The organism is Actinotalea caeni (assembly GCF_009733795.1).
Classification (GTDB): domain Bacteria; phylum Actinomycetota; class Actinomycetes; order Actinomycetales; family Beutenbergiaceae; genus Pseudactinotalea; species Pseudactinotalea caeni.
The window spans coordinates 113,357-138,564 of sequence record NZ_WNXX01000009.1; the positions used below are offsets into that span (position 1 = coordinate 113,357).

At 72.8% G+C, this 25,208-nt stretch carries 18 protein-coding genes; 7 read left to right on the forward strand and 11 right to left on the reverse strand.

Annotation, left to right across the window (positions count from 1 at the left end):
- Window positions 1-10 precede the first annotated feature (10 nt).
- From GPA02_RS09930 to GPA02_RS09945, 4 genes are all read right to left on the reverse strand, one after another.
- On the reverse strand, window positions 11-796 hold the full coding sequence (locus tag GPA02_RS09930; protein WP_193567857.1) for an amino acid ABC transporter permease: 786 nt from the start codon (window positions 794-796) through the stop codon (window positions 11-13).
- A gap of 46 nt (window positions 797-842) precedes the next feature.
- Window positions 843-1,688: a transporter substrate-binding domain-containing protein gene (locus GPA02_RS09935; protein WP_156199764.1), complete on the reverse strand. Its 846-nt coding sequence runs from the start codon at window positions 1,686-1,688 to the stop codon at window positions 843-845.
- A gap of 163 nt (window positions 1,689-1,851) precedes the next feature.
- A complete protein-coding gene (locus GPA02_RS09940) occupies window positions 1,852-2,430 on the reverse strand; it encodes a glycosyltransferase (protein ID WP_156199765.1) in 579 nt (192 codons plus the stop codon).
- A 700-nt stretch (window positions 2,431-3,130) separates the two neighbouring features.
- On the reverse strand, window positions 3,131-3,805 hold the full coding sequence (locus GPA02_RS09945; protein WP_162457743.1) for a TetR/AcrR family transcriptional regulator: 675 nt from the start codon (window positions 3,803-3,805) through the stop codon (window positions 3,131-3,133).
- Between the two features lie 171 nt (window positions 3,806-3,976).
- Between GPA02_RS09945 and GPA02_RS09950 the strand changes: the two genes are divergently transcribed.
- Window positions 3,977-5,671, forward strand: a complete 1,695-nt coding sequence (locus GPA02_RS09950; protein ID WP_156199767.1) for a cation:proton antiporter — start codon at window positions 3,977-3,979, stop codon at window positions 5,669-5,671.
- A gap of 71 nt (window positions 5,672-5,742) precedes the next feature.
- Here the strand turns inward: GPA02_RS09950 and GPA02_RS09955 are convergent, their stop codons facing one another.
- From GPA02_RS09955 to GPA02_RS09970, 4 genes are read right to left on the reverse strand one after another with little or no spacing between them, the layout of a single operon-like run.
- Complete coding sequence (locus tag GPA02_RS09955) at window positions 5,743-6,066, reverse strand: L-rhamnose mutarotase (protein WP_156199768.1); 324 nt, start codon at window positions 6,064-6,066, stop codon at window positions 5,743-5,745.
- Entirely contained in the window at window positions 6,063-6,821 is a 759-nt protein-coding gene (locus GPA02_RS09960; protein WP_156199769.1) for an SDR family NAD(P)-dependent oxidoreductase, read from the reverse strand. The genes GPA02_RS09955 and GPA02_RS09960 overlap by 4 nt, the downstream gene beginning before the upstream one ends.
- Window positions 6,818-8,140, reverse strand: coding sequence for an enolase C-terminal domain-like protein (locus tag GPA02_RS09965; protein ID WP_156199770.1), 1,323 nt, complete (start codon window positions 8,138-8,140; stop codon window positions 6,818-6,820). Before GPA02_RS09965 ends, GPA02_RS09960 begins: the two co-directional genes overlap by 4 nt.
- Complete coding sequence (locus GPA02_RS09970) at window positions 8,137-8,859, reverse strand: GntR family transcriptional regulator (protein WP_156199771.1); 723 nt, start codon at window positions 8,857-8,859, stop codon at window positions 8,137-8,139. Before GPA02_RS09970 ends, GPA02_RS09965 begins: the two co-directional genes overlap by 4 nt.
- 50 nt (window positions 8,860-8,909) lie before the next feature.
- On the opposite strand from GPA02_RS09970, the gene GPA02_RS09975 reads away from it, so the two are divergent.
- The 5 genes from GPA02_RS09975 to GPA02_RS09995 all read left to right on the forward strand — a co-directional run bounded on the left by GPA02_RS09975 (window position 8,910) and on the right by GPA02_RS09995 (window position 14,167).
- Window positions 8,910-9,683, forward strand: a complete 774-nt coding sequence (locus GPA02_RS09975; protein ID WP_156199772.1) for an SDR family NAD(P)-dependent oxidoreductase — start codon at window positions 8,910-8,912, stop codon at window positions 9,681-9,683.
- A 197-nt stretch (window positions 9,684-9,880) separates the two neighbouring features.
- Window positions 9,881-11,320 carry a protealysin inhibitor emfourin gene (locus tag GPA02_RS09980; RefSeq protein WP_156199773.1) on the forward strand — a complete coding sequence of 480 codons (1,440 nt, stop codon included), beginning with the start codon at window positions 9,881-9,883 and terminating at the stop codon, window positions 11,318-11,320.
- Between the two features lie 146 nt (window positions 11,321-11,466).
- Window positions 11,467-12,957 carry an MFS transporter gene (locus GPA02_RS09985; protein ID WP_162457744.1) on the forward strand — a complete coding sequence of 497 codons (1,491 nt, stop codon included), beginning with the start codon at window positions 11,467-11,469 and terminating at the stop codon, window positions 12,955-12,957.
- Between the two features lie 108 nt (window positions 12,958-13,065).
- Window positions 13,066-13,728, forward strand: coding sequence for an endonuclease III domain-containing protein (locus GPA02_RS09990; RefSeq protein WP_240133978.1), 663 nt, complete (start codon window positions 13,066-13,068; stop codon window positions 13,726-13,728).
- A 76-nt stretch (window positions 13,729-13,804) separates the two neighbouring features.
- Complete coding sequence (locus GPA02_RS09995) at window positions 13,805-14,167, forward strand: VOC family protein (protein WP_156199776.1); 363 nt, start codon at window positions 13,805-13,807, stop codon at window positions 14,165-14,167.
- A 96-nt stretch (window positions 14,168-14,263) separates the two neighbouring features.
- On the opposite strand, the gene GPA02_RS10000 is transcribed toward GPA02_RS09995, so the two are convergent.
- Together GPA02_RS10000 and GPA02_RS10005 are read right to left on the reverse strand one after the other, a co-directional pair.
- The gene (locus GPA02_RS10000; protein WP_156199777.1) at window positions 14,264-20,635 is read right to left on the reverse strand and encodes an isopeptide-forming domain-containing fimbrial protein; all 6,372 of its coding nucleotides are present in this window, start codon (window positions 20,633-20,635) and stop codon (window positions 14,264-14,266) included.
- A gap of 253 nt (window positions 20,636-20,888) precedes the next feature.
- Window positions 20,889-21,755, reverse strand: a complete 867-nt coding sequence (locus GPA02_RS10005; RefSeq protein WP_156199778.1) for a class I SAM-dependent methyltransferase — start codon at window positions 21,753-21,755, stop codon at window positions 20,889-20,891.
- A 136-nt stretch (window positions 21,756-21,891) separates the two neighbouring features.
- Between GPA02_RS10005 and GPA02_RS10010 the strand changes: the two genes are divergently transcribed.
- On the forward strand, window positions 21,892-22,371 hold the full coding sequence (locus GPA02_RS10010; RefSeq protein WP_156199779.1) for a cupin domain-containing protein: 480 nt from the start codon (window positions 21,892-21,894) through the stop codon (window positions 22,369-22,371).
- Window positions 22,372-22,685: 314 nt separating this feature from the next.
- On the opposite strand, the gene GPA02_RS10015 is transcribed toward GPA02_RS10010, so the two are convergent.
- On the reverse strand, window positions 22,686-25,130 hold the full coding sequence (locus GPA02_RS10015) for an MMPL family transporter (RefSeq protein ID WP_156199780.1): 2,445 nt from the start codon (window positions 25,128-25,130) through the stop codon (window positions 22,686-22,688).
- Between the last annotated feature and the right edge of the window lie 78 nt (window positions 25,131-25,208).

Consider the following 25,208-nt stretch of genomic DNA (forward strand, 5'->3'; position numbering starts at 1 on the left):
CGAGCCTCCGTCATCGCGACCTCGCCATCCGTCGCTCGAGATAGGCGACGACCCGGGTGAGCGGGATCGTCACCAGCAGGTAGAGCATCGCCGCCATCACGAGCACGGTCCCGTTGCTGGTCGTCGTCGTCGCGTCGCGCGCGAACGTCGTGAGCTCCTTGGTGATGATCGTCGAGCCGGCGATGAACAGCAGCGAGGTGTCCTTGAGCAGCAGCACGAACTCGTTGGTCAGCGGCGGGATGATGATCCGCAGCCCCTGCGGCAGCACGACGAAGAACATCGTCTTCATCGGCGACATCCCCAGCGACCGGGACGCCTCCGTCTGCCCCTTCGGCACCGCCTGGATGCCCGCGCGGATCACCTCCGCCATGTAGGCGCCCGCCACGACGACCAGACCGAGCAGACCCGCGCCGACTGGCGCGAACGGGAGCCGCACCCCGAAGGCGATCGGGAGCATGTACGCGAACGCGAAGATCGTCAGCAGCGCCGGCAGGCCGCGGAACAGCTCGATGTAGGCGGTCGCGAACCAGCGGTAGGGCCCGATGCTCGACAGCTTCATGAGCGCCATCACGGTGCCGACGACCAGGCCGCCGACGAACGACACCACGGTGAACACCAAGGTGTTCCGCAGTGCGACCGTGATGATCTGCGGGAACTGCTCGCGTGCGATGTCCCACCGCAGGAAGTACTGCGCGAACCGGTCCCAGTCCGCCGACAGCACCACCACGGCGAGCACCGCGACGAACAGCACGTACATCGCGACGCGCCCGAGCTTGCGGCGCGTGGTCCGACGCATCGCCACGCTGCGACCTCCTCCTCCGGCCGGTGCGGGCCGGGTCGTGTCAGCCCTCGGCGGAGAAGTAGCCGTCGTAGATCTCGTCGTAGGTGCCGTCGTCGCGCATCGCCTGGAGCTGCTCGTTCACGGCGGCGAGCAGGTTCGGCTTCTCGCCCTTGGCGAAGGCGAAGCCGTAGCTCTCCTCGGTGTCGTACTCCTCGACGATCACGTAGCTCGAGTCGGCCTTGGCGTGCTCGACGTTGACCGGGAGGTCCTGGAGGATGCCCTGGATCGTGCCGCCCTGCAGCGCCGGCCACAGCTCGCCGTCGGAGGGGAACTCGATCAGCTCGGCGCCCTCGGGCGCGTGCTCCTCGGCGTAGGACTGGCCCGTGGTGCCCTGCTGCACACCGAGGCTGCCGCTGAAGTTGTCGAGGCTGGTGACGCCGCTGTCGGCCGGCACCAGCAGCGACTGCAGCGAGTCGTAGTACGGGTCGGAGAAGTCGAGGTTCTGCGCCCTCTCCTCGGTGATCGTCATCGCCGAGGCGCCGACGTCGCACTGACCGGCGCCGAGCACCGCACCGGACTGCAGCGCGTCGAACGAGACGTCCTGCACCGAGAGCGTGAGGTCGAGCCGGGTCGCGATCTCCTGCATGACGTCCATGTCGAAGCCGCTGTAGCCGCTCTCGGCGGCGGCGTCCTCGACCTCGAACGGCGGGTAGGGGATGTCGGAGCACACGGTCAGCGTGCCGTCGGCGACGAGCTCGAGGCCGCTCGCGTCGCCCCCGCCGTCACCGCCGCTCTCGCCGCCGTCGCCGCCGCCACCGCAGGCGGCGAGTGCGAGCGCAGCGACCGCGGCGAACGCCCCGGTGGTCGCGAGTCGTGCTGTGCGTCGGGTTCGGGACGTGACGGTCATGCATCTCCTCCGGTGAGGGGGGTGGTGGTGCGTGGCGGCTCGTGGCTGCCGCACCCGGCGATCTGGCGATACTAGGTCACCTGGTGTGACGCGGGCGTTTCGCAGGCCGATCCGAGACCGGGTCGTGACCTGCGCACGACCCGGGCGGACACCCCCGACCGGCTCAGCCGTCCCGCGCGGGACCCGGTCGACGCGCCGCCTCCTCCAGCAACGGCACCAGCGGTGACTGCGCGATCTCCGCCCGGATGCGGCCGCCGAGGTCCTGGGCTGCCGTCGCGAACGTCGGCTCGACGAGCAGCCGCTCGACGGCGGCGGCGATCTGCGGCACCGAGGCGGAGGGGCGCAGGCGGAGCCCGGCACCGCGCTCGGTGAGCCGCACCGCGTTGTCCTTCTGGTGGCGGAACGAGGGGATGCACAGGACGGGGATGCCGTGCGCGAGCGGCTTGAGCACCGAGCCGTGGCCGCCGTGGGTGACGACGACGGAAGCGCGGGCGAGCACGGCCTCGTGCGGCACCGCCCGGTGGACGCGGACGCGATCGGTGCCGGGGACGTCGGCTGGATCGACGGCGGGACCGAGCCCGACGACGCCGGTCACCGGCAGCGAGTCCATGGCGGCCACGACGCGTCGCAGCACGTCGACCTGCTCGGTGACGAACGTCGACGAGAACGCGGCGAGGACCACCGGCCGGTCCGTCGGGAGGTCCGGCACCGGCGCCGATGCGGCCCAGGTCGGGTCCACCATGATCGGACCCACGTAGCGGACGTTGTCGGGCAGCTGGCCGGGAAGTCGAACGCCGCTGCCGTCGTCACGAGCACGGCGGCGCAGCTGCGGAGCTGGTCGAACGGGTCGGCCAGCGGTTCCAGCCCGACCTCCGCCCGAGCGGAGTTGAGCCTCGGGAGCCCGCTGCGCCAGGCCTGCCTGACGGCGCCGTTGACGAGGTCGTAGGCCGTGCGGCCCAGCGCGGTGCGGGCCGGCCGCAGGCCCAGCCCGAACGGCGGGCCGCCCGGCGTGGGCAGGATGTAGCAGCCGGGCACGATCGCGACCGTGGGAAGACCCGCGGCCTCGGCGGCGACATCGGTCCGAGGATCGCCGCGTCGACGAGCACGACGTCGGGCCGGCGACGGCCGATCTCGGCGTCGGTCTCGCGTGCGAACGCCGCTGCGGGCCCGGTGAGGAGCCTGTCGGACACGCGCCGCAGCAGGGCGATCGGCCGGCGGCGCACCGCCCAGTCCTTGAGGATGTCGTCCTCGGGCGCCGTGGAGCGGCGGTGCGGCGCCTCGCGCCAGGGCACGAACGCGGCGCCGGCGGCGACGACCTCGGCCGCCATGGTCGGGTCCGCGAGCGCCGTGACGGTGTGACCACGGTCGACGAGCGCTCGCGCGATGCCGAGGTCGATGGGGACGGGCCACCGCCGTCCCAGGTTGCGAGCAGGTAGTGCACGTCAGCCTCCTTCCGGTGGCCCCTTCGTGTCGCACGAGAGGGCGGCGGGTTCGCCGTCCTCGACGTCGAACGGGGCACCGTGCCGGTGGAGCGTGGCGTCGACGAGGTCGCGCATGACGGCAGCGGTCATCTCGCGCGAGTGCCCGAGGTCGTGGCGGAGCAGCCGCCACGTGCCGACGTCGGTCGCCGCGTAGAGCGCGGCGAGGCACCTCTCACGTGCAGGGGGGGCGTCCGCCCCGCTGGGGAGACGGTCGCCGAAGACCTCCTCCAGCCACGCCCGGTGCTCCTCGCGGCCACGCGCGACCATGGCGGCGAGCGCCTCCGAGTGCTCGGCCGCGACGAGCAGGCCGGCCGCCGCGAGGCCGTAGTCCTCGTACTCGTCCAGGAGCTTCCCGACGGCGGCCGCGGTGCTCGCCGCCGGCGCGGCTCGGCGCGACGTCCCCAGGTCCTCGGACAGCGCGTCCGCCAGGGCGCGGAGCAAGTCGTCCTTGGCGCCGAAGTGGTCGCGCACGGTCTGCGTCGTCACGCCCGCGTCGCGGGCGACGCGGGACAGCGTGAACTCGGCGAACGGAGCGCCCAGCAGGGCGGACCTGGCCACGCTCAGGATGCGCTGCCGCGTGGCGGCGGCGGTCCGCTCCCGGACCGGCGAGCGGTAGGGACGGCGAGCGCGTGCCATGGCTGACCGTAACATTCGCTTTAGTGTTCGTAAAGCGAAATCTGCTCTTCGACCCCACAGGCGCCTCCCACCAGTGCACCAAGCCCTTGATCGGGTTTCCAAACGGCCCTCCACGGCCAGACGGCACCGGCCGGCGGCAGGCCGGGCGTAGGTTGAGTCGCCGTGGAGCCGATGACCATCGCCATCGCCGCCCTGCTGGCCGTTGTCGTTGCCGCGGTGCTGTCGCGACGCACCGGGGTGGCCACACCGCTCGTGCTGCTCGTCATCGGGATCGTGGTGAGCCTCACACCGTGGGGGCCCGAGTTCGAGCTCGATCCGGAGTGGATCCTCGCCGGCGTGCTGCCGCCGCTGCTCTACGCCTCCGCCGTGCGCGTGCCGGTCATCGACCTGCGGCGCAACTTCGCGATGATCGGCTGGCTCTCGGTCACCCTGGTGATCGTCTCCGCCCTCGTCATCGGTGCGGTGGTGCACTGGCTGGTGCCCGAGATCCCGTTCGCCGCCGGGGTGGCGCTCGGCGCCGTCATCAGCCCGACCGACGCCGTCGCCGCGACCTCGATCGGCAAGCGGCTGGGGCTGCCGCCGCGGCTGATGACCGTGCTCGAGGGTGAGAGCCTGCTCAACGACGCCTCCGCGCTCGTGCTGCTGCGCACCGCGGTGGTCGCGGTGACCGCGGCCTCGTTCAGCCTGGGCGACGCGGTCTGGGAGTTCGCGCGCGCGGTGGTGATCGCCGTCGTCATCGGGCTGCTGGTCGGCCACGCCACCGTCCGCTTCCGCGCCCGGCTCGCCGACCCCGTGCTCACCACCGCGACGAGCTTCATCGTGCCGTTCCTGGCGTTCCTGCCCGCCGAGCACTTCGAGGCCTCCGGCGTCGTCGCTGTCGTGGTGGCTGGGCTCGTGACGGGGCACGAGGGCGCCCGCCGGTTCTCGGCGCGCGAGCGCTCGACCGAGCACACGAACTGGAACACGCTGCAGTTCCTGCTCGAGAACGGCGTCTTCCTGCTCATGGGGCTGGAGCTGCGCACGCTCGTCGACGAGCTGAACGACTCCGCCGACCGCTGGGAGACCGCGCTGCTGCTCGTCGGCGTCGCGGTCGTCGTGCTGCTGGTGCTGCGGACGGTGTTCGTCGCGGTGCAGGTGATCGTCGAGCGTCGCCGGCGGCCCCGGCGCGCCGAGCGCCGCGAGCGCATCGACACCCTCGCCGACCGCATCGAGAACTTGCCGGTCGAGGACGCTCGCGTGCAGCGCCGGGTCTCGATGTTCCGACGGCGCATCGCGCGCGGCCGCGCCGACCTCGACTTCTTCGAGCGCGAGCCGTTGACGGCGCGCGGCGGCGTGGTCATCGCCTGGGCGGGGATGCGCGGCGTGGTCACGCTCGCCGCGGCGCTGAGCATCAGCACCGTCGTCGAGCAGCGGACGCTGCTGGTGACCGTGGCGTTCGGGGTCGCGGTGGTGTCGCTGCTGCTCTACGGCGGCACGCTGCCGCTCGTCATCCGGTGGCTGAAGGTCCCGATGGCCGACCCGGGCGAGGTGCGCGACGAGCTGCGCGAGCTCATGCACGACCTGAGCGACGCCGCGTCGGCCGAGGTCGGCGCGCCGGAGGAGCTCGTCGTCGACGGCCAGGCGATCGACCCCGAGGTCGTCGCCGAGGCCAAGGAGCGCGCCCGGCAGCTGCGCGAGGCCCGCACCGAGCCGCGCACACCCGGGTCGCTCACCCGCAACCAGCAGCTCGCCCTCGTGCGCCGGGTCTACCTCGACGCGATGCGCGAGGCGCTCCACGAGGAGCGCGCGATCGGCGCCTACAGCACCGCCGCGCTCACCCGGGCCGAGCAGCTGCTCGACGCCGAGGAGCTCCGCCTCGACCGCTGACGCCCCCACCCGGTTTCAACCCGGTCTACGCCCCCGTAACCTTCGGGGGCGTAGACCGGGTTGAAACCGGGTCAGTCGAGGTGGAAGACCTCGGGCAGCATGTGCCACCACTCGCCCTCGGCCGCCTCGGGCACCGGCTCCTGCATCGGGTCGGTGACCTGCCACCAGCGCTGCGTCTCCGGGTCGGCGGCGATCGCGGCCATGTCGGCCTCGTAGTCGTCGCCGGTGTGCTCGAGGTAGGAGAAGAGCAGGTCGCCGTGCCGGAAGATCGAGTAGTTCCTCACGTGGTGCCGGCGCAGGGTCGCCAGCACCGTCGGCCACACCTCGGCGTGCACCCGCTCGTACTCGGCGGCGTGCTCCGGCCGCAGCCGGATCACCTGCGCGACGCGCCTCACGACGAGACCGGACGCACCCGCAGACCCTGCATGCCGCCGTCGACCGCGACCGAGGTGCCCACGACGGCGCGCGAGCGCGGCGAGACGAGGTTGGCGATCGCGTAGGCGACCTCGTCCGGCTCCACGAGGCGACCGGTCGGCTGGCGGGCCTCGAGCGCGGCGCGCTCACCCTCGGGGTCGGGCGCCTTCGCGAGCAGCCGACCGATCCAGGGCGTGTTGACGGTGCCCGGGTTGACGCAGTTGACCCGGATCCCCTCGCGCACGTGGTCGGCCGCCATCGCCTGCGTCAGCGAGAGCACGGCGCCCTTGCTCGCCGAGTACAGCGCCCGCTGCGGCAGCCCCGCCGTCGCGGCGATCGAGCAGGTGTTGGTGATGCTGGCGTTGTCGGAGCGGCGCAGGTGCGGCAGCGCGGCGCGCGCCACTCGCACCATCCCGACGACGTTGAGGTCGAGCACCCGGTGCCACTCCTCGTCGTCGTTGTCCTCGATCGTGCCCTGCGCACCGATACCGGCGTTGTTGACGACGGCGTCCAGCCCGCCCAGCTGCTCGACGGCGGCGCTCACCGCCGCCTCGACGCTGGCCGTGTCGGTGACGTCGCAGCGGATGCCGACCAGCGGCTCGGCCACGTCGGGGTTGACGTCCAGCACGGCGACGCGCGCGCCGCGCCGGACCAGCTCGTTCGCTGTGGCCAGCCCGATCCCGCTGGCGCCGCCCGTGACGACGGCGCGCACGCCCTCCAGCTCCGGTGTGCTCATCGGTCCTCGTCCTCCTCGGTGTCGGCAGCGGCCCAGACGGAGCCGTGCGGGTAGGTGTGGTCGGCGACGGAGGCGGCGTGCATCTGCGCACCGCCTCCCGGCGCCGTGGGCGCGGCGTAGGCGCCGTCGGTCACGCGGACCGGGTCCACGAAGTGCTCGTGCAGGTGGTCCACGAACTCCAGCCGGCGGCCCTCGGTGGTGCCGGCGAAGGACGCGGCGTCGACGAGCGCGAGGTGCTGCACCATCTCGCACAGCCCGACGCCGCCCGCGTGCGGGCACACCGGCACGCCGAAGCGGGCGGCGAGCAGCAGCACCGCGAGCAGCTCGTTGACCCCGCCCATGCGGGTGGCGTCGAGCTGGAACACGTCGACGGCGCCCGCAGCCATCAGCTGCTTGGCGACCACCCGGTTCTGGCAGTGCTCGCCGGTGGCGACCTTGATCGCGGTGCCGGCCTCGCGCAGCCCGGTGCGGATCTGCGCGTGCCCGAGCACGTCGTCGGGCGAGGTGGGCTCCTCGATCCAGTACGGGTCGAAGGGCGCGAGCGCCGTCATCCAGGCGATCGCGTCGGCGACGTCCCAGCGCTGGTTGGCGTCGACGGCCACCAGCACGTCCGGCCCGACGGCCTCCCGGGCCAGCCGCAGCCGACGCACATCCTCGTCGAGGTCGGCCCCGACCTTGAGCTTGATCATGTCGAAGCCGTCGGCGACCGCCTCGCGCGAGAGCCGCACGAGCTTCTCGTCGTCGTAGCCGAGCCAGCCCGGGGTGGTCGTGTAGGCCGGGAAGCCGTGCTCGCGCAGGTGCGCGATGCGCTCGGCCTTCCCCTCGGCGCGCTCGGTCAGCAGCGCCAGCGCCTGCTCGGGGGTGATCGCGTCGGTGAGGTAGCGGAAGTCGATGCACGAGACCAGCTGCTCGGGCGTCAGCTCGGCCAGCAGCAGCCACAGCGGCTTGCCCTCGCGACGCGCGAGCAGGTCCCAGGCCGCGTCGACGACGCCGCCGATCGCCATGTGCATGACGCCCTTCTCGGGGCCGAGCCAGCGCAGCTGCGAGTCGCCGACGAGGTCGCGCGAGAGCGCGTTGACGTCGTCCACCGTGCGCACCTCGCGGCCCACGACGTGGTGGCGCAGCGCGTCGAGCGCCGCCACCACGACGTCGTTGCCGCGCCCGATCGTGAACACGAGCGAGACGCCGTCGGGGCCGTCGTCGTCGCGCAGCGTGAGGTAGGCCGCCGAGTAGTCGGGGTCGGGGTTCATCGCGTCGGAGCCGTCGAGGTGGAGCGACGTCGGGAAGCGCACGTCGACGGCGGCGAGCTCGGTGATCATCGGGTGTCCCTGCTGTCGGAGGTCTGGGAGCGGACGATGCGGTCGCGGGCCGCGCGCAGGTGCGCGGTCATCGCGGACCGGGCGGCCTCGGGGTCGCCGGCGACGACCGCCTCGGCGATCGCACGGTGCTCGGCGACCGAGGCCGGGGCCATGGAGGCGGCGAAGGCGTACCGGAACTGGTGCAGGTGGAAGCGGGTGCGCTCGAACGCCTCGCGCACGACGTCGTTGCCGGCGATGCGCAGCAGCAGCACGTGGAAGCGGTGGTCGTGCGCCGCGAGCGCGGCGTAGTCGGCGTACCCGGCGCCTGCGGAGGAGGCGGGCGCGGTGGCGAGCTCCGCCGTCAGCTCCTCGACGTCGGCCGCGGTGCGGCGGCGCGCGGCCTCGGCCGCGCCCCAGGGCTCGACAAGGCTGCGGAACTCGTACATCTGGTCCAGCTCGGCCGCGGTGAGCACGGGCGTGGTGCGGTAGCCGCGCAACGGCTCCTTCGCGACGAGGCCGTCGGACTCCAGGCGCGCCAGGGCCTCGCGGACCGGGGTCGGCGAGACGCCCAGCTCGCGCGCGATCTCCTCGATGTTGAGCCGGGTGTCCGGCGCGATCGCATGATCCATGATCGACGCCGTCAGCGCCGCGTAGACCTCGTCGGCGAGCGCGCGGCGCGCGGCCACGGGCGCCAGCCCCAGCCCGGCCGCCTGCTGCGCCGTCGCCGCTGCCTCGATCATCGCCACGCACCCTATAGGATCTTCGATCCTGGCGCTGCCACACTGGTCCCATGACCAGCTCTCTCGCGGGCCGCACCGCGCTCGTCACGGGTGCCAGCCGCGGCATCGGCGCCGCGATCGCCCGGGCCCTCGATGCCGCCGGAGCCCGCGTGCTGCTCGCTGCCCGGTCCGCCGACGCGCTGACCGAGGTCGCCGGCACGCTGCGGCACGACCCCGTGCCGCTCGCGGTCGACCTCGCCGACGCCGACGCCGTCACCGACCTCGCGCACCGTGCCCTCGACGCCACCGGCGGCCGCCTGGACGTGCTGGTCAACAACGCCGCGCTCGCCCGCCGCGTCACGCTCGCGGAGACCGACGCTGCGCTGATCGACGCGGTGCTCGCGGTCAACGTGCGCGCACCGCTGCTGCTCGCGCGCGACCTCGAGGAGGCGCTCGCCGCCTCCGGGCACGGCAGCATCGTCAACATCACCTCGGTCTCGGGCGTCGTCGGGACGCCGCGGCGCGCGGTCTACGGCGCGAGCAAGGCGGCGCTGGACTCGATCACCCGCTCGCTGGCGATCGACCTGGGGCCGCGCGGCATCCGGGTCAACGCCGTCGCCCCGGGTGTGGTCGACACCGACCTGTGGGCGCGCAACAAGACCATCCCCGAGGCGGTCGCCTCCACGACCGCGCTCACGCCGCTGGGACGGTGGGCGAGCCCGGAGGACGTGGCCGACGTCGTCGCGTGGCTCGCGAGCGACGCCGCTCGCTTCGTCACCGCGCAGACGGTCTCGGCCGACGGCGGCATGGCGCACACGACCGATCTGTACGGCGGGGACGTCTAGCGGCTGGGCGCGAGCCGCACCGCGGCGCGCACTCCTCGCTCGATGCCGTCGCGACGGCGCGCCCGAGGCGTCGAGAGCACGGAGAGCACGGAGAGCACCGACCTCGTCGAGCTCACACGTGACGACTGTGCGCCGCCTGGCACCGGCGGCTCGCTCCCGCCGGTGCGGCTGTCGGACCTGCTGGCTACTGTCGACGGATGGAGCCAGGGACGCGGGTCGACCCGACCGAGGCGCAGCCGCACGAGCACGGGGCCCTCTGCCACATCGTGCCGCCGTACCTGCTGCAGCGGCTCGAGCAGCACCCCGACCCCGCCGTGCAGGCCTGCGCGCGAGCCACGCTCGCGGCGGACGCCGCGCTGCGCGAGGCCGGGCGGCAGCCGCCGTCGGTCGCGGGCAGTCCCCGCACCTCGGTGACCGTGGCCGCGCCGGCACCGGACCGCACGATCTCCGACGCGCGCCACGAGCGGCAGCTGCCCGGCGAGCGGGTACGCGCGGAGGGCGATCCCGCGGTCGCCGACGAGTCGGTCAACCAGGCCTACGACGGGCTCGGCCACACCTGGGCGCTGCTGCTGGAGGAGTTCGGCCGCGACTCGCTCGACGGTGCCGGGATGCCGCTGCACGCGACGGTCCACTACGGGCGCGACTACGCCAACGCGTTCTGGGACGGCGAGCGGATGGTGTTCGGCGACGGCGACGGCGAGGTGTTCACCGGCTTCACCGGCGCCGTCGACGTCATCGGGCACGAGCTGGCGCACGGCGTCACCGAGCTGACCGCCGGGCTCGTCTACCGCGGGCAGCCGGGCGCGCTCAACGAGAGCGTCTCCGACGTCCTCGGCTCCCTGGTGAAGCAGCGGCTCGCCGGTCAGACCGCCGAGGAGGCGGACTGGCTGATCGGGGCAGGGCTGTTCACCTCCGCCGTCCAGGGCGAGGCGCTGCGATCGCTGCGCGCCCCCGGCACCGCCTACGACGACGACGTGCTCGGCAGGGACCCGCAGCCGGCCACGATGGCCGACTACGTCGACACCTCCGACGACAACGGCGGCGTGCACATCAACTCCGGCATCCCCAACCACGCCTTCTACCTCGCCGCGACCGCGATCGGAGGGCACGCGTGGGAGCGGGCCGGACAGGTCTGGTTCGACGTGCTGACCGGCGGCACGCTGGCGCGCGACGCGGACTTCGTCGCCTTCGCCGAGGCGACGGTCGCCACCGCGGCGGCCCGCTTCGGGGAGGGCGCGCCCGAGACCGATGCGATCACCGGCGCGTGGCGGCAGGTCGGCGTGCTCGACGTCGCGCCGGCCGATGGCCCGGTCCCGCCGGCGGGCGCCGATACCGGACCCGACGCCGAGCCGCCGCCCGCCGAGACGCCCGTCTACCTGTGCCGCACGGGCGGCTTCGCCGGGGTCACCCGCGAGTCACGGTTCCGCCCTGCCGAGCTCCCCGACCCGGACGCCGAGCGGTGGACGATGCTGCTCGTCAGCGACGCGCTGATGCAGCTCGCGCGCGAGGAGCCCGCACCCGACCGGTTCGTGTACCGCGTCGTCGCCGAGCAGCGGCACGTCGATGTGACGATCGCCGAGCAGGCCGTCTCCGACGACGTCCGCGACCTGTTCGACCGCACGTTGCGGCTCACGTGAGCACGCCCAGTCCGGGTCGGCCGCGACGCCACCGCCGCGCTCCGCCCGCGACGACGACGGCGCCGAGCACGCCGCGAGGCGCACACATCACGACTCGCTATCGCCGTGTCGTAACGTTTCGAGCGCGGGCCTTATCCTCGTCGGTCGTGACCATCTCGCTCCGTCGCCGCCGGACCCTGCGGACCGGCGCCGGCCGCTGGACCGCGCGGCAGTGGGCCGCGCTCGTCTGCGTGCTCGCCGGCTACGTCGTCGGCACCCTCACGACCTCCGGCACCGCGATCGCGCTGCCGACGATCGCCACCGAGCTGCACGCGAGCCCCGCGGGCATGCAGTGGTTCATGACCGGCTACCTGCTCGCCGCCACCTGCCTCGTGCTGGTGGCCGGTGCGCTGGGCGACAGGTTCGGTCGCCGGCTCGTGCTGCGGATCTCCTCGGTCCTGTACACGCTGGGCATGGCGGCGGCCGCCGTCGCGCCGTCGATCGGCGTCCTCGACGCCGCCCGTGTCCTCGCCGGCGTCGGCTCCGCGGGGCTGATGGCCTGCGGCGCCGCGGTGCTCGCGAGCTCCTTCGACGGTGCCGACCGCGTGCGCGCGTTCGCGCTGTGCGGCGCGGCGGGCGGCATCGGGATGGCGTTCGGCCCGACGGCGGCCGGCTGGATCGTCGCCGAGACGGGCTGGCGCGGCACGTTCGCGGTGCTCGCGGGCGTCTCGGCGCTCATGGTGGTCAGCACCTACCTCATCGAGGAGAGCCGCGCCTCGCAGCCGCGCCGCCTCGACGTCGCCGGCGCCGTGCTGCTCGCCGCCGGGCTCAGCCTGCTGCTGCTCGGCATCTCGAGCGGCACGACGGCGGGGCCGACCTTCGTCGTCGTCGGCGAGCTGGTCGGGGCGGGACTCGTGCTCGCCGCCTTCGTCGTGCGCTGCCTGCGCGCGCCGGACCCGCTGCTCGACCTCGGGCTGCTCAAGGACCGGCGGATCGCCGCCTGGCTGCTCGCGAGCGTGCTGGGCGGTGCCGGCCTCGCCGGGTTCACGGTCTATCTCCCCACGTACCTGCTCGTCGTGCGCGGTGTCGAGGCGGGGCCGGCGGGGACCTGGATGCTCGCGTTCACCGTGCCGATCTTCGTCACCCCTGTGCTCGCCTCCCGCTGGGTGACGCGTGGCGGCTCGCCCGCGCGCGCCGTCGCGCTCGGGCTGGGCCTGATGGCGGTGGCGCTGCTCGGGCTGGCGGCGCTGGCCACGCACCCGGCGCCGTGGGCGGTACTCGTGCCGACCGGGCTGCTCGGCGTCGCCTCCGGCATCCTCACCGGGCTCTGCGACGCCCAGCTCATGAGCCGAGCCGGCGGCGAGCACGTCGGCATGATGTCCGGCCTGCTCAACACCGTCCGCAGCGGCGTCACCTCGGTCGTGATGGCGGTCTTCGGCGCAGGTCTGGTCGTGGCGATCGCCCGTCTCGTGGGACCCGGGGCGACCGCGGACCGGATCGCCACCGGCGACGTCGCGGGCCTCGACCCGGCGTTCGCGGCCAGCGGCTTCGGGGGCGGCTGGGCCGCCGTCATCGGCGTCAACGCGGTGGTCATCGCGCTCGCGGGCGCGGCGTTCGTGGGGCTGCTGCGGGCACGCCGTCGGAGCGCGCGCGACTGAGCGGGCGGACCGCCGGTCACGACGCCGCCCGGCGCCGGGAGGACGCCGCCGTCACGGGCGGGTGTCGGAGGCTCCGGCTACGGTGAGCCCGTGCGACGTGCGGAGAAGGTGGACCGAATCGGCCAGATCCTCGACGACCTCTACCCGGAGCCGCCGATCCCTCTCGACCACGTCAACCCGTACACGCTGCTCGTCGCGGTCGCGCTGTCGGCGCAGACCACCGACAAGAAGGTCAACGAGGTCACGCCCGCGCTGTTCGCCGAGGCGTCGACGCCCGCGGAGATGTACGCACTCGGGCCCGAGCGCATCCTCGAGCTGATCCGCGAGGTCGGGCTCGCGCCGACGAAGGCCCGCAACGTCTGGACGGCGGCGGGCCAGATCGTCGAGGCCGGTGGTGAGCTGGTGCCGGACTGGGAGTTCCTCGAGGGCCTCGCCGGCGTCGGCCACAAGACCGCGAGCGTCGTGATGGCGCAGGCGTTCGACGTGCCCGCGTTCCCGGTGGACACCCACATCTTCCGGCTCGCACGCCGCTGGGGCCTCTCGCGCGGCACGACCGTGGAGAAGGTCGAGGCCGACCTCAAGAAGGCGTTCCCGCGGGCCACCTGGAACCGGCGCCACCTGCAGATCATCTACTTCGGCCGCGAGTACTGCCCCGCCCAGCGGCACGTCTTCGCGACCTGCCCGATCTGCTCCTTCGCCGCCACCAAGGCGCAGGAGGCCGCCGAGCTCAAGGCCCGCAGCAAGCCCAAGCGCGTGCGCACCACCGCCTGACGCACCACGCCGCACCCCGACGCCGCCTCGCCAACCCGGAACCGGTCCGTCCGGGTCCTCGCCTAACGTCGCCGTCATGCGAGTGACGAGCATGATCCCCGTCCTGGACGCGGCGAACATCGACGAGGTCAGCGCCTTCTGGGCCGGCCTGCTGGGCGGCACCGTCGAGGTCGAGGAGGACTGGCACACGATCTCGGTCGACGGCGAGCACGTCATGGACGTGCAGCTGGCGCCCGACCACGTCCGGCCCGAGTGGCCCGACGGGCAGCCCCAGCAGGTGCACCTCGACATCACGGTCGACGACATCGCCGCCGCGCACGAGGAGGCGGTCGCCCTGGGTGCAGTCCCGCTCGAGCACAAGGACCTCACCGCGCCGTCGGGGTTCCAGGTCTACGCCGACCCCGCGGGCCACCCGTTCTGCCTCTGCTGGGGCGAGTAGGCAGCGACCGCCGGTCGGCTCACGCGCACCGGCGCCGTCGAGCAGAAGGCCCTGCCCGCGCGGGGGGAGCGGGCAGGGCCTTCTGGTCCGGTGGCGTCAGCGAGCGGCGCGACGTCGAGCGGCGAGCGCGACGGCACCGAGCAGCAGCAGCAGGGCCGCCACCGCCACCAACCCGATCGTCACACCCGTGCTGGGCAGCGAGGGGGGCCGGTTGGTCCCCTGACCGGCGCCGCCCGCACCGGTGTCGGGGTCGTCGCCCGTCGGCGGGGCCGGCGGAGCGGTCGGGGTCTCGGGTGCGGCGCAGGTGTCGGCGGAGTCGCCGAGCCCGTTGTGCGCCACACCCGCGGTGTTGGCGAACCCGCCGGGCTCACCCGATCCCGGCTCGGGGCAGCTGAACGTGGTGTCGTCCGCGGCGTCGGTGTCGACCGCGGCCCGCACCTGCACCGTGTAGGTGTGCGTCGCCCCTGCGGGCAGCGTCGCACCGGCAACGATGACGTTCTCAGCCGCGTCGGCGGCGCCCTGGCCGGTCCAGCTGCTGGAGGCAGCCACACCGGACGGGGTGCTGGTCACCGTGGCGGAGGTGACCGTGATGCCTGCGCCGTAACGGAGCCGGTCGGTGAGGTCGTAGAGACCGTCCGCACCGCCGTCGTTGCTGACCGTGATGGTGTAGAGCACCAGCCAGGAGCCGTCCGGCTGCTGCACGAGGGCGCCGTCGAGCGACTTCACGATGTCGATCGAGGGCACCGGCGCGCAGTCGGTGTCGACCTGCGTCCCGCCCAGCTCGTCCGTCAGGACCGCGGCGTTGTTGAACGCCTGGTCGAGCTGGTTGCTCCCGGGAGCCTCGGTGCAGGACGGCGAACCGGTGCCGTCCTCCTCGACGTCGCCGAGGCGCAGCGGCACGCTCGCCAGCACCCTCACCTCGTAGACGTGCGGGGCGTACCCGTCGTCGTCGAGGCCGCCGATCGTGGCGCCGGTGGTGATGCGCTGATCGCCGTCACCGTCGAAAGCGGGGTTGACGTCGACGCCCTCGGGCCCCGTGACGCTCACCGAGTCGACGGTGATCGCCGGGGCGAACCGGAGCTCGTCGTCGAGGTCGTAGGTGGTGGCCTCGCCGCCGACGTTGCCGACGGTCAGCTCGTAGACCACCTCCCACTGGCCGCTGCCGACCGGGGTGGCGGAGACCAGCGCCTTGTCGAGGGTCGGCTTGCCGGGTCGGACGCACGCGTCGTCCTCCCCGACGAAGCCGTTCCAGGTGGTGGCCGCGACGTTGCTGAGCGCCCCGGGGACGGTGCCGGCGCCGGTCGTGCAGGCGTCGGTGTCGGGCACGTCGACGCCGGACAGGTCGACCCCGTAGCGGACCGTGACCACGTAGGTGTGCACCTCCGGCCCGCCGGCGGCGCCGGCGATCGGCTGGTCGGTGACGACCCGCGGGTCGCTCAGTCCGTCGAAGCCGTCGTTGAGGACGGCGTCGGGGGCGTCGGTGGTGACGTCCTGGACACCGAGGACCGTCACGCCCTCACCGGGGGCGAGGGTGTCGTCGAGGTCGTAGGCGCCAGCGCCGGGGCCGGCGTTGGTCACCGTGATCTCGTACGTCGCGTCGTAGACACCGGGCTGCCCGTCGACCGGGACCACGGCCCCGGACAGCGACTTGGCGATCGAGATCAGCGGCAGCGACGCGCAGACCTCGTCGTCGCGGGACTCCCCGTTGTGGGTCGTCGCGGCGGTGTTGGCCAGGCCACCGGGCTCGCCCGAACCGGGCTCGGGGCACTCGAGCGCGCCCGCGGAGACGGCGGCCTCGTCCAGCGACACCACGACCTGCACCTCGTAGGTGTGGGTCTCGCCCGCCGGGAGCGTCACCGCAGCGGCGATGACGTTCTCGGCGGCGCCGGCGGCACCCTGGCCGGTCCAGTCGCCGTTGGTCTCGACGCCGTCCGGCGCGGCGACGACCTCGGTCGACTCGACGAGGACTCCCTGGCCGTACCGCAGCTGGTCGGTCAGGTCGTAGTCACCTGCGGCCTGCCCGGCATTGGTCACCGTCAGCGCGTAGGTGATCGTCCAGGTGCCGTCGCCGTTGGCTGCCGGACCGTCGGCGATCGTCTTGTCGACATCGATCAGCGGCAGGCTCGCGCACACCTCGTCGCGAGAGACGATGCCGTTGCTGTCGAGGCTGACGGAGTTCGCCAGGCCGCCGTTGCCACCGGCACCCGGGGGCGGGCACTGCAGCGCCGCCGGGTCGATGGTGTCCTCGTCCATCTCGACGACGACCTCGACCTGGTAGGTGTGGGCGTCACCCGCAGCGAGCCCGACGCCGGAGGCGATGACGTTCTCCGCAGCGCCCTCGGCACCGAGACCGGTCCACGCGGGGTTGCTCGTCACGCCGCCGGGGACGGTCGTCAGCTCGGCGCTGACGATCTCGATCCCGTCGCCGTAGCGCAGCCGGTCGCTGAGGTCGTAGTCCGCCTCGGCGCTGCCGACGTTGGTGGCGACGAGGTCGTAGACGATGGTCCAGGTCCCGTCGCCGTTCGGTGTCGGACCGGAGGAGATCGTCTTGTCGACGACGACGACGCCCACCGTGATGCAGGCCTCGGCGCTGTCGCTCAGGTCGTTGTGCGTGACGTCGGCGCTGTTGGACACACCGCCCGGCTCGTCGCCGCTGAGGTCGTCGCACCCGGTGATCACCGGGGCACCCTCGGTCCCCGGCGTCAGCCCGATGACGACCTCGACCAGGTAGGTGTGCGTGCCGCCGGCCGGGAGCACGACATCGGACGCGATGACGTTCTCCGGGGCGCCCTCGGCACCGAGACCGGTCCAGGAGCCGTTGGGCACGACACCGTCCGGGGCGGAGGTGACCTCGCCGGAGACGACCTCGAGGTCGCCCTCGGCGCTCATGCGGTCGGTCACGTCGTAGGTGCCGGCGCCGGCGCCGGCGTTGCTGGCTGTGATCGTGTAGGTCACCGTCCAGGTGCCGTCACCGTTGGGCACCGGCCCGCCCGTCACCGCCTTCGCGATGTCGATCGAGGGGATGGGCGCGCACGCCTGGTCGGTCTCGGTCCCGCCCGTGCTGTCGGTCAGCTGGGAGGTGTTGTTGAAGCCCTGCTCGGCGTCCGACCCGGCTGCGGGGCAGTCGGTCGGGTCCGAGGCGGTGCCGGCGCCGTCGAGCTGCAGCGGCACCTCAGCGACGACGGTCACCTCGTACACGTGCGGCTCGTAGTCGGTCTCGTCGTTGCCGGCCAGCGTCACGGCCGAGGCGATCGCGAGGTTCGTCCGGCCGTCCCAGGCAGGGTCGGCGAGCGTGACTCCGTCCGGTGCGCTCGTCACCTCGGCCGAGACGATCGTCGCCTGGTCGGTGAAGCGCAGCTCGTCGGCCAGCCAGTAGGTGGTGGCGAACGGGTCGGCGTTGTCCACCGTGATCCGGTAGAGCAGCTCCCACTGGCCGGAGCCGGTCGGGATCGCGCTCACCAGCTCCTTGGAGTGCGTGGGGGTGCCGTCGACCACGACCCCTGCGGGGTCGCAGTTGACGGTCGGCGCCACGGCGGAGTCCTCGGGGATGTCGGCCTCACCGCAGGCGGTGTTGACGACCTGGTCGTCCGCGTCCTCGCCGATGGTGACCGAGAACTCGTGGCTCTCGGTCTCACCGGGTGCGAGCTCCTCGACCGTGAACGAACCCTCCGGGAACAGGTCGTCGGTGATGACGAGCCCGGTCACGGTCCCCTGACCGGTGTTCTCCACCACGATGCGGTAGCGAACCGTGTCACCCAGCTTGTACACGGGGTAGTCGAGCGGGTCGTTGGCGTCGCGCCACTCGCCGTCGGCGTCCTGCACGTACTTCTTGAGGTTCACCGAGTAGTAGTTCGCGATCTGCGTCTCGGCCGAGGTGCGCATCACCAGCCGCGTGTGCTCGGCGCGACCCTGGGCACGGTTGACCAGCACGTCGCCGCCCACCATGCCGTCGGTGACGATCGGGATCGTGAACGCGTGGGTCTCGAACGGCGCGAGGGCACCGGTGATGACCCGCACCGCGGTGGCACCCGGGGTGAACTCGTCGGTCCAGTCGACGGTGCTGCCCGTGGGGTCACCGGCGCTGCCGTGCATCGGGTCGGCGGGGTCGTCGGTCAACGTGGTCGGGTCGGCGGTGGTGTAGTACACCGTCCCCGAGCCGGACAGGGTCACCGGGCCGGCGAGCACGTAGGTGCCGGTGATGCTCGTCCCGCGGCCATCCCCGTCGTAGGGAAGGATGTCGATGGTGTCGGTGAAGTCCTGCGACGAGGGGTCGCGGGAGATGATCTGCACGGTCCAGGACCCCTCACCCACACCGTCACCGGCGAGGTTCGGGATGAACGCCTGGTCGGCGGTCTTGATCACCTGGGTCGTCCCGGCGTCGTTGATGGTGACGCTCGCCGTCGCGACCGAGCTGCTCTGGCCGTCCACGCTGGACCGCACCTCGTTGGGCAGCACCGACCCGCCGGCGATGTCGCTGTCGAACTCGACCTGGTAGCTCAGCGTGTGCTGCGCGTTCGTCTCGACGCCGTCCAGCGTCCAGGTGAGCACCTGGCGTCCGCCGACCGTCGACAGCGCGGGCTCGGGCGTCGCCGAGCCGGCGACGTAGGTCGCGCCCTCCGGGAGCGTGTCGACGATCTCGTAGTCGTCCACCGTCGGCTCGACGGCACCGACGCCGTCGGCGGAGTACGTCAGCGTGTACGTGGCCGTGCCACCCGGGTCCACCACGGTCGGGCTGACCTGCTTGCTGATGCTGGGCTCCAGCCCGATGACCCGCATGATGTCGCGGCCGGCGTAGGAGAACGGGTAGCGCGCGTCCGGAGTCGGTGTGGCTGCGGCCGGCGCCGTCCCGGTCGTCGCCCGGTTCGGGTACGTCCACTCGGAGGTGGAGCCCGCCGGGGGGATGAAGGCCGAGAACATCCACACGTCCTGGCCGACCTCGACGTCCTCGCGGATGGTGACGCCTGCGCGCAGGTACACCCGGGAGGCGCTCAGCGGCTGCGGGTTGTACGTCGTCCGGATCGCCCAGACCGTGCTCGGGTCGTCCGGCATCGTCGAGGTCCAGTTGGCCGTGGACCCGCACGGCGTCGCGAGGTTCGGGTCGTAGGTCGGGCTGGTGGGGTCCAGACGCGGTGCGCCGCTGTTGGCGACGTAGTACTGGACGGGCAGGTTCAGGTCGGCCCAGCCGTTGAGGCTGTCGACGGTCTCGACCTGGCCGTTGAAGACCACGTACCGGGTGTCCAGGATCAGGCAGCTCCCTGCCTGCGTGCCCAGGGGCGTTGCGTTGGGCAGCGTGAGCGAGGTGTCGACCCACCAGTCGGTGCCACGCGCGAGCCGCAGGGTGTCCCCCCAGTTGTTGCTGCCTCGCCAGCCGCCGTAGTGGACACCGCTCGTCCACGCCTGCGTCGAGGTGTTGTTGGAGCCGTTGTCGGTGATCGTGCTGCCGTCGACCGCCTCGTAGGTGGGGGTGCTGGCGGTCACCGACATCTGCCCGCTGTTGGCGGAGGTGTTGAGGCGGATCCGGATGATGCCGGAGGCCACCGCCTGCCGGTCGGTCGGCAGCGCACGGCCGGTGGAGTCCAGCGTCGGGACCTGCGCCTTGCTGTAGTCGATGCCCTCGATCGTCAGCGTGAAGCTCGTGTTGGAGTTCCTGGTGAGCGTGCAGGAACCCACGAACGGTGCCGTCTGCTCGGCCGGGCGCGAGGGGTCCGACCACGGGTGCCCGGACGCCGTGCCGGTGCCGAACGCCTGGCAGGGGTCGGTCGGCAGCTGGGTGGTCCCGCTGACCGTGTTGGTGACGTTGAGCTCATAGGTCACCGAGCTCGGTCCGGCCGGGGACCCGGTGCCGTGGAAGATCGTCCAGTTGAACTCGAAGATCCGGAAACCGGAGCCCGAGGTGCGCTGGTTGGCGTTGGTCTCCCAGTAGATGTCCTGCAGGAAGGCGTTCTGGACCGTCAGCGGCGCGAGGTCGACGGTCTGGCCGCCGATCTCGGCCGACGCGGTGACCTGCTCGCCGGTGGCCGCGGTGACCCGCATGCCGGTGCTCAGCGTCACGGCCGTGCCCTGCTGCTCGGTGCCGACGTTGCACAGCAGCGTCGCGCCGTCGTCGAGGATCTGCGAGACGGGATCCACGCCCTCGACCGCGCACGCCGGCGGGATGGCGTCGAAGACCGCCCCGACAGCCGAGACTGTCAAGACGTTCGGCTCGACCGGTTCGTTGCCGGGCGCCGGTGCGTCGTCGTTGAGGTTGAAGTACCACCGCGCCGAGACGGCGCCGCCGGTCTGGACGACCGACGGCGTGTCCGCCTCCCAGTGGCCCTCGAGCTCGTAGACGGTGTCGGCCCACGCGGGCGCAGCACCGATGGACGTCGAGGCCAGCAGCGCGGTGAGCGCGGCCCATGCCGCAGCGAACCGAGCCCGACGTCCCCTACCTGCGCGACGGCGCGCAGCATCAACCCCCATGATCGCCATGTCCCCTCAGCGATACGGTCTGCAGACAGTGCAGACTTCAACGACGTGATGGGCCGAACGATACACGTATTGACAAACCGTCAAGACACGTCTCAATCACGAATCGATAACGAGCAGGCCGCAACACCCGCGCTGCTGGCGCTGCTCCGTGCGCTCAGCCGGCGGACGAGGCCTCGACGAGGCGTGCAGGACACCACCAGCCGCACCAGCGATGCCGATGCATGTCGACGTGCGCGACGGCCCCGTGGCGGGCTCAGCCCGCGGAGCGAGCGACCACGGTGAGCGTGCACGGGATCAGGTCGGGCTCGTCGCCCGGCCAGGCCCACTGGCCGTCGCCGACGTCGACCATCCGCGGGCTGTACCGCCACGGCAGGGTGCGGCCCTCGTCGAGGCGGACGACGTGCAGCCCGGCGCCGAGGAGCGCGTTGACGATCTCCGAGACCGGGTGCGGCCACTCGTAGGTGCGCGTGCTCTGCATCCGGGTGTCGCCGGTGTAGGTGAACTCGCTCTCCCACCGCTGCGCGAGCCCGTTGGCGAAGTAGCGGTCGCGGACGAGGAGCCCGTCGGCGTCGGGGTCGATCGTCAGCAGCGTCGGGTGGGCGTCGCGGAAGTAGAAGACACCGCCCGGGCGCAGCAGCCCGGCGATCTGCGCGGCCCACCGGTCGAGGTCGGCCAGCCAGCTGATCGTCCCGATGCTGGTGTAGACGACGTCGAACCAGCCCTCGACGGCGCTCGCCGCCTCGAGCACGTCGCTCTCGACCCATGTGGCCCGCAGCCCCAGCTCGTCGGCCAGCCGCGCCGCCGTCGCGAGCGCCGACGGCGAGAAGTCCACGCCCGTGACACGAGCGCCGGCACGTGCGAACGACAGCGTGTCGGTGCCGATGTGGCACTGCAGGTGGCAGAGGTCGAGCCCCGCCACGGTGCCGGCGGGCAGCAAGGGCGCGAGCGCGGCGAGGTCGTGCCGCACCACCGGGCTCAGGTGGTCCGGGTCGGCGCGGTACTCCTCGAGGCCGTAGTCGCGCTCGTGGATCGGGACCCGCTCCTCCCAGTTCTCCAGGTTGGTGGCGCGTCCCTGCTCCCACGCGATCGCGACGTCGTCCGCCTTCTCCTCCTCAGCCATCCGGCGATCCTCCCGGACGGGGCTCCCCTGCGCACGGGCATTCCTGCGTCGGTACGGCTCGCGGGGCCCGCGCCGGCCGCCTGGGGTGGATGATGCTGTGACCCGGACGCCGACGTCCGGCACGAGAGGAGCAGCCATGACGATCGAGGACATCGGGCCTCGCCCGCACGCGTTCGACATCGAGACCGCCACCCGGGAGAACACGACCTACCGGACCGTGGCCTGGACCGGGAGGTACCTCCAGGTCACCCTGATGTCGATCCCGGTCGGGGAGTCGATCGGCCTGGAGGTCCACCACGGCACCGACCAGTTCCTGCGCGTCGACGCCGGGCGCGGGCGGGCGGTCATGGGCCCGGCCGAGGACCAGCTCGACTTCGAGCAGGAGGTCGCCGACGGGTGGTCGATCCAGGTCCCGGCCGGCACCTGGCACGACGTGGTCAACATCGGCGACGAGCCGCTGCGCCTCTACGCGATCTACGCGCCCGTGCACCACGCGCCCGGCATCGTCCAGGAGACCAGCGACAAGGCCGAGGAGGACGAGGAGAGCGGGAAGGACGAGCCGCCGTCCTGGACCGTCCAGCCCGAGGAGAGCGCGCCCGACGAGCACGCCGACTGACCGGTCTCACCGAGAGACCTCACCGGGCCGGGAACAACCCCAGGGGTGCCCGCGTTGGACCAGTCGTGCCGGCGAGGTGCATGTCCCCCGGGCTTCACCCTCAGCCGCTACGAGCGGCCTCGCGCCGAGAGGCGACTGCCTCGTCCGGTACACGTCGACGGCGGCCCTTCCTTCGGGAGGGCCGCCGTCGTGCGTCCGGGGTCCTCACCGCGTCGCGGCGCCGACGCGCCGCCGCTCGGCCCACCCCTCGACAGGGGTGAGCCCGCACCCCCGGGGGGTGGGGCGCGGGCTCACGATCGTGACGGTCACCGGTGTCAGGCCGGGACCGAGGCCTCCGCATCGGCAGGCGGCCGCTCGTCGTCCGCGGCGGGCACCGGGTGCTCGCGCTCGAGCGCGGCGCCCTCGACGTCGACGTTCGGCAGGATCCGGTCGAGCCAGCGCGGCAGCCACCAGACCTTGTCCCCGACGAGGTGCATGACGGCGCTGACCAGCAGTAGCCGCACCACGAACGCGTCGACGAGCACGCCCACCGCGAGCCCGAAGCCCAGCGGCCGGATCATCGTGAGGTGGGAGAAGGTGAAGCCGCCGAAGACCGCGATCATGATCGACGCGGCGGCGATGACGACGGCGCGGCTCTGGTGCCGGCCGGCCGTCACGGCGGCGCGGGCCGGCGTGCCGTGGGCGTACGCCTCGCGCATGCCCGAGCCCAGGAACAGCTGGTAGTCCATCGCGAGCCCGAACAGCACGCCGGTGATGATCAGCGGCGCGAAGGAGAGCAGCGGGCCCGGCTCGTTGGCGCCGAACACCGAGCCCAGCCAGCCCCACTGGAAGATCGCGGTGGTGGCGCCCAGCGCCGCGACCAGCGAGAGCACGAACCCGGCGGTGGCCAGCAGCGGCAGCACCAGCGAACGAAACACGACGACGAGGATGACGAGCGAGAGCCCGACGACCACCAGCAGGTAGAGCGGCAGCGTCTCCCCCAGCCGCTCGCTGACGTCGATGTTGCCCGACGCGAAGCCCGCGACGCCGAGGGTGGCGTCGCCGTCGAGCACCTCGAGGTCGCGCAGCGTGTGCACGAGCTCCTCGGTGGACTCGCTCGACGGACCGTCGGTCGGCACGACCTGGAAGGCGATGAAGTCCGCGTCGTCGGAGATCCCGACCGGCGCGACGGCGACGACGTCGTCCTGCTCCATGAGCGCCCCGGCGATCGCGACCTGGGTGGGGAGCTGGTCGAGCTCCGACATCGGCTCGGCGAGCGACGCGGTGACCAGCAGCGGGCCGTTCTGACCCGCGCCGAACTGCTCGGCGGTGATCGAGTACGCCTGGTACTGGGTGCTGTCGGCGGCCTCGGTCGACCCGTCGGGCAGACCGAGCCGCATGTCGAGCGCGGGCAGCGCCACGACGCCCAGCGCGACGGCGCCGGCGACGATCGCGAGCACCGCGTGCGAGGTCTTCATCGGCCCGGGGACCACCGCACGCACCGGCGCGGCACCGCGCGCCGACCGGCGCAGCACCCGCTCCCCGATCAGGCCGAGCAGCGCGGGCGTGAAGGTGACGGCGACCAGCACCGCGACCAGCACGCAGCCGGCGGCCACCGTGCCCATGAGGCCGAGGAACCCGATCCCGGAGACGTTGAGGGCCAGCAGCGCCACGAACACGGTGGCCCCGGCGAACACGACCGCGTTGCCCGCGGTGCCGTTGGCCAGCCCGATCGACTCGCGCACCGGCATCCCGCCGCGCACCTGGGTGCGGTGCCGGTTGAGGATGAACAGCGAGTAGTCGATCCCGACCGCCAGGCCCAGCATGAGGCCGAGCACCGGCGTCACCGACGTCATCTCGACGGCGTCGGAGAACGCCATCGCGGCCGCGACGCCCACACCGACACCCACCAGCGACGACAGCACGGGCGTGACGGCGGGCAGCACGGCGCGGAACATGACCAGCAGCACGATCGCGGCGAGCAGCAGACCGGCGATCTCGCCGACGCCGACGATGCCCTCGACCGAGGTCGCGATCTGGCTGGAGAAGCTCGCGGTGACGCCGTCGGGCGTCGCGGCCTCGACGGTCGCGATGACGGCGTCCTTGACCTCCTGCGCGACACCGATGCTGTCGCCCTCGAACATGACGACGCCGATCGCGGTGCTGCCGTCGTCGGAGACCGTGCGGATCTCGGAGGCGAACGACATCAGCTGCTGGCCGAGCTCGAGCTGCTCCTTCTGCACCTGCAGGCCGCCGAGCTGCGTCTGCAGCTCCTCGACCTGCGCGGCGAGCTCGTCGACCTGCGCCTGCGGGGCGCCGCCGGCCTGGGCCTGGGCGAGCCCGGCCTCCAGCTCGGCGAGGTTCTCGGTGAGCAGCGTCGTGCTGGCCGCGTTCTCGTCGAGCTGCGCCTGCAGGTCGGTGGCCTGCTGCTGCATCTGCGCGACGGTCGCGAACGGGTCGACGGTGCTCGCGACGCCGTCGAGCGCGGAGACCTCCGCGAGGGTGTCGGCGATCCCCTGCTGCTGGTCGGCGTCGAGCGCGGCGCCGTCGTCGGACCGGAACACGACGCTGGCGCTGGAGCCGCTGGTGCCGAGCTCGGACTCGAGCAGCTGGTTGACGCGGTCGGTCTCGGTGCCGGGGATCGAGAACGAGCTGACCAGGGTGCCGCCGAAGGCGAGGAAGGCCCCCGCGGCGACGCCGAGCAGGACGACCCACGACACGATGACGAGCCACGCGCGTCGCGCGGCCCCCACACCGATCCGGTAGAGCAGGTTGGCCACTGAGGTGCCTTTCACAAGCCTGGACGGGAACGAGCCGTCCTCCAGTCAACCACTTCTGTCGGATAACCGACAGTTGTT

Excerpts from the sequence above, each read along its gene's own strand:
- GPA02_RS09960 (WP_156199769.1), bottom strand. The coding sequence starts at position 6,821 with ATGAGCACACCGGAGCTGGAGGGCGTGCGCGCCGTCGTCACGGGCGGC.
- GPA02_RS10005 (WP_156199778.1), bottom strand. The coding sequence starts at position 21,755 with ATGGCTGAGGAGGAGAAGGCGGACGACGTCGCGATCGCGTGGGAGCAG.
- GPA02_RS09970 (WP_156199771.1), bottom strand. The coding sequence starts at position 8,859 with ATGATCGAGGCAGCGGCGACGGCGCAGCAGGCGGCCGGGCTGGGGCTG.
- GPA02_RS09945 (WP_162457743.1), bottom strand. The coding sequence starts at position 3,805 with ATGGCACGCGCTCGCCGTCCCTACCGCTCGCCGGTCCGGGAGCGGACC.
- GPA02_RS09995 (WP_156199776.1), top strand. The coding sequence starts at position 13,805 with ATGCGAGTGACGAGCATGATCCCCGTCCTGGACGCGGCGAACATCGAC.
- GPA02_RS09935 (WP_156199764.1), bottom strand. The coding sequence starts at position 1,688 with ATGACCGTCACGTCCCGAACCCGACGCACAGCACGACTCGCGACCACC.
- GPA02_RS09980 (WP_156199773.1), top strand. The coding sequence starts at position 9,881 with ATGGAGCCAGGGACGCGGGTCGACCCGACCGAGGCGCAGCCGCACGAG.
- GPA02_RS09965 (WP_156199770.1), bottom strand. The coding sequence starts at position 8,140 with ATGATCACCGAGCTCGCCGCCGTCGACGTGCGCTTCCCGACGTCGCTC.
- GPA02_RS09930 (WP_193567857.1), bottom strand. The coding sequence starts at position 796 with ATGCGTCGGACCACGCGCCGCAAGCTCGGGCGCGTCGCGATGTACGTG.
- GPA02_RS10000 (WP_156199777.1), bottom strand. The coding sequence starts at position 20,635 with ATGGCGATCATGGGGGTTGATGCTGCGCGCCGTCGCGCAGGTAGGGGA.
- GPA02_RS09950 (WP_156199767.1), top strand. The coding sequence starts at position 3,977 with ATGACCATCGCCATCGCCGCCCTGCTGGCCGTTGTCGTTGCCGCGGTG.
- GPA02_RS10010 (WP_156199779.1), top strand. The coding sequence starts at position 21,892 with ATGACGATCGAGGACATCGGGCCTCGCCCGCACGCGTTCGACATCGAG.
- GPA02_RS09975 (WP_156199772.1), top strand. The coding sequence starts at position 8,910 with ATGACCAGCTCTCTCGCGGGCCGCACCGCGCTCGTCACGGGTGCCAGC.
- GPA02_RS09940 (WP_156199765.1), bottom strand. The coding sequence starts at position 2,430 with ATGGTGGACCCGACCTGGGCCGCATCGGCGCCGGTGCCGGACCTCCCG.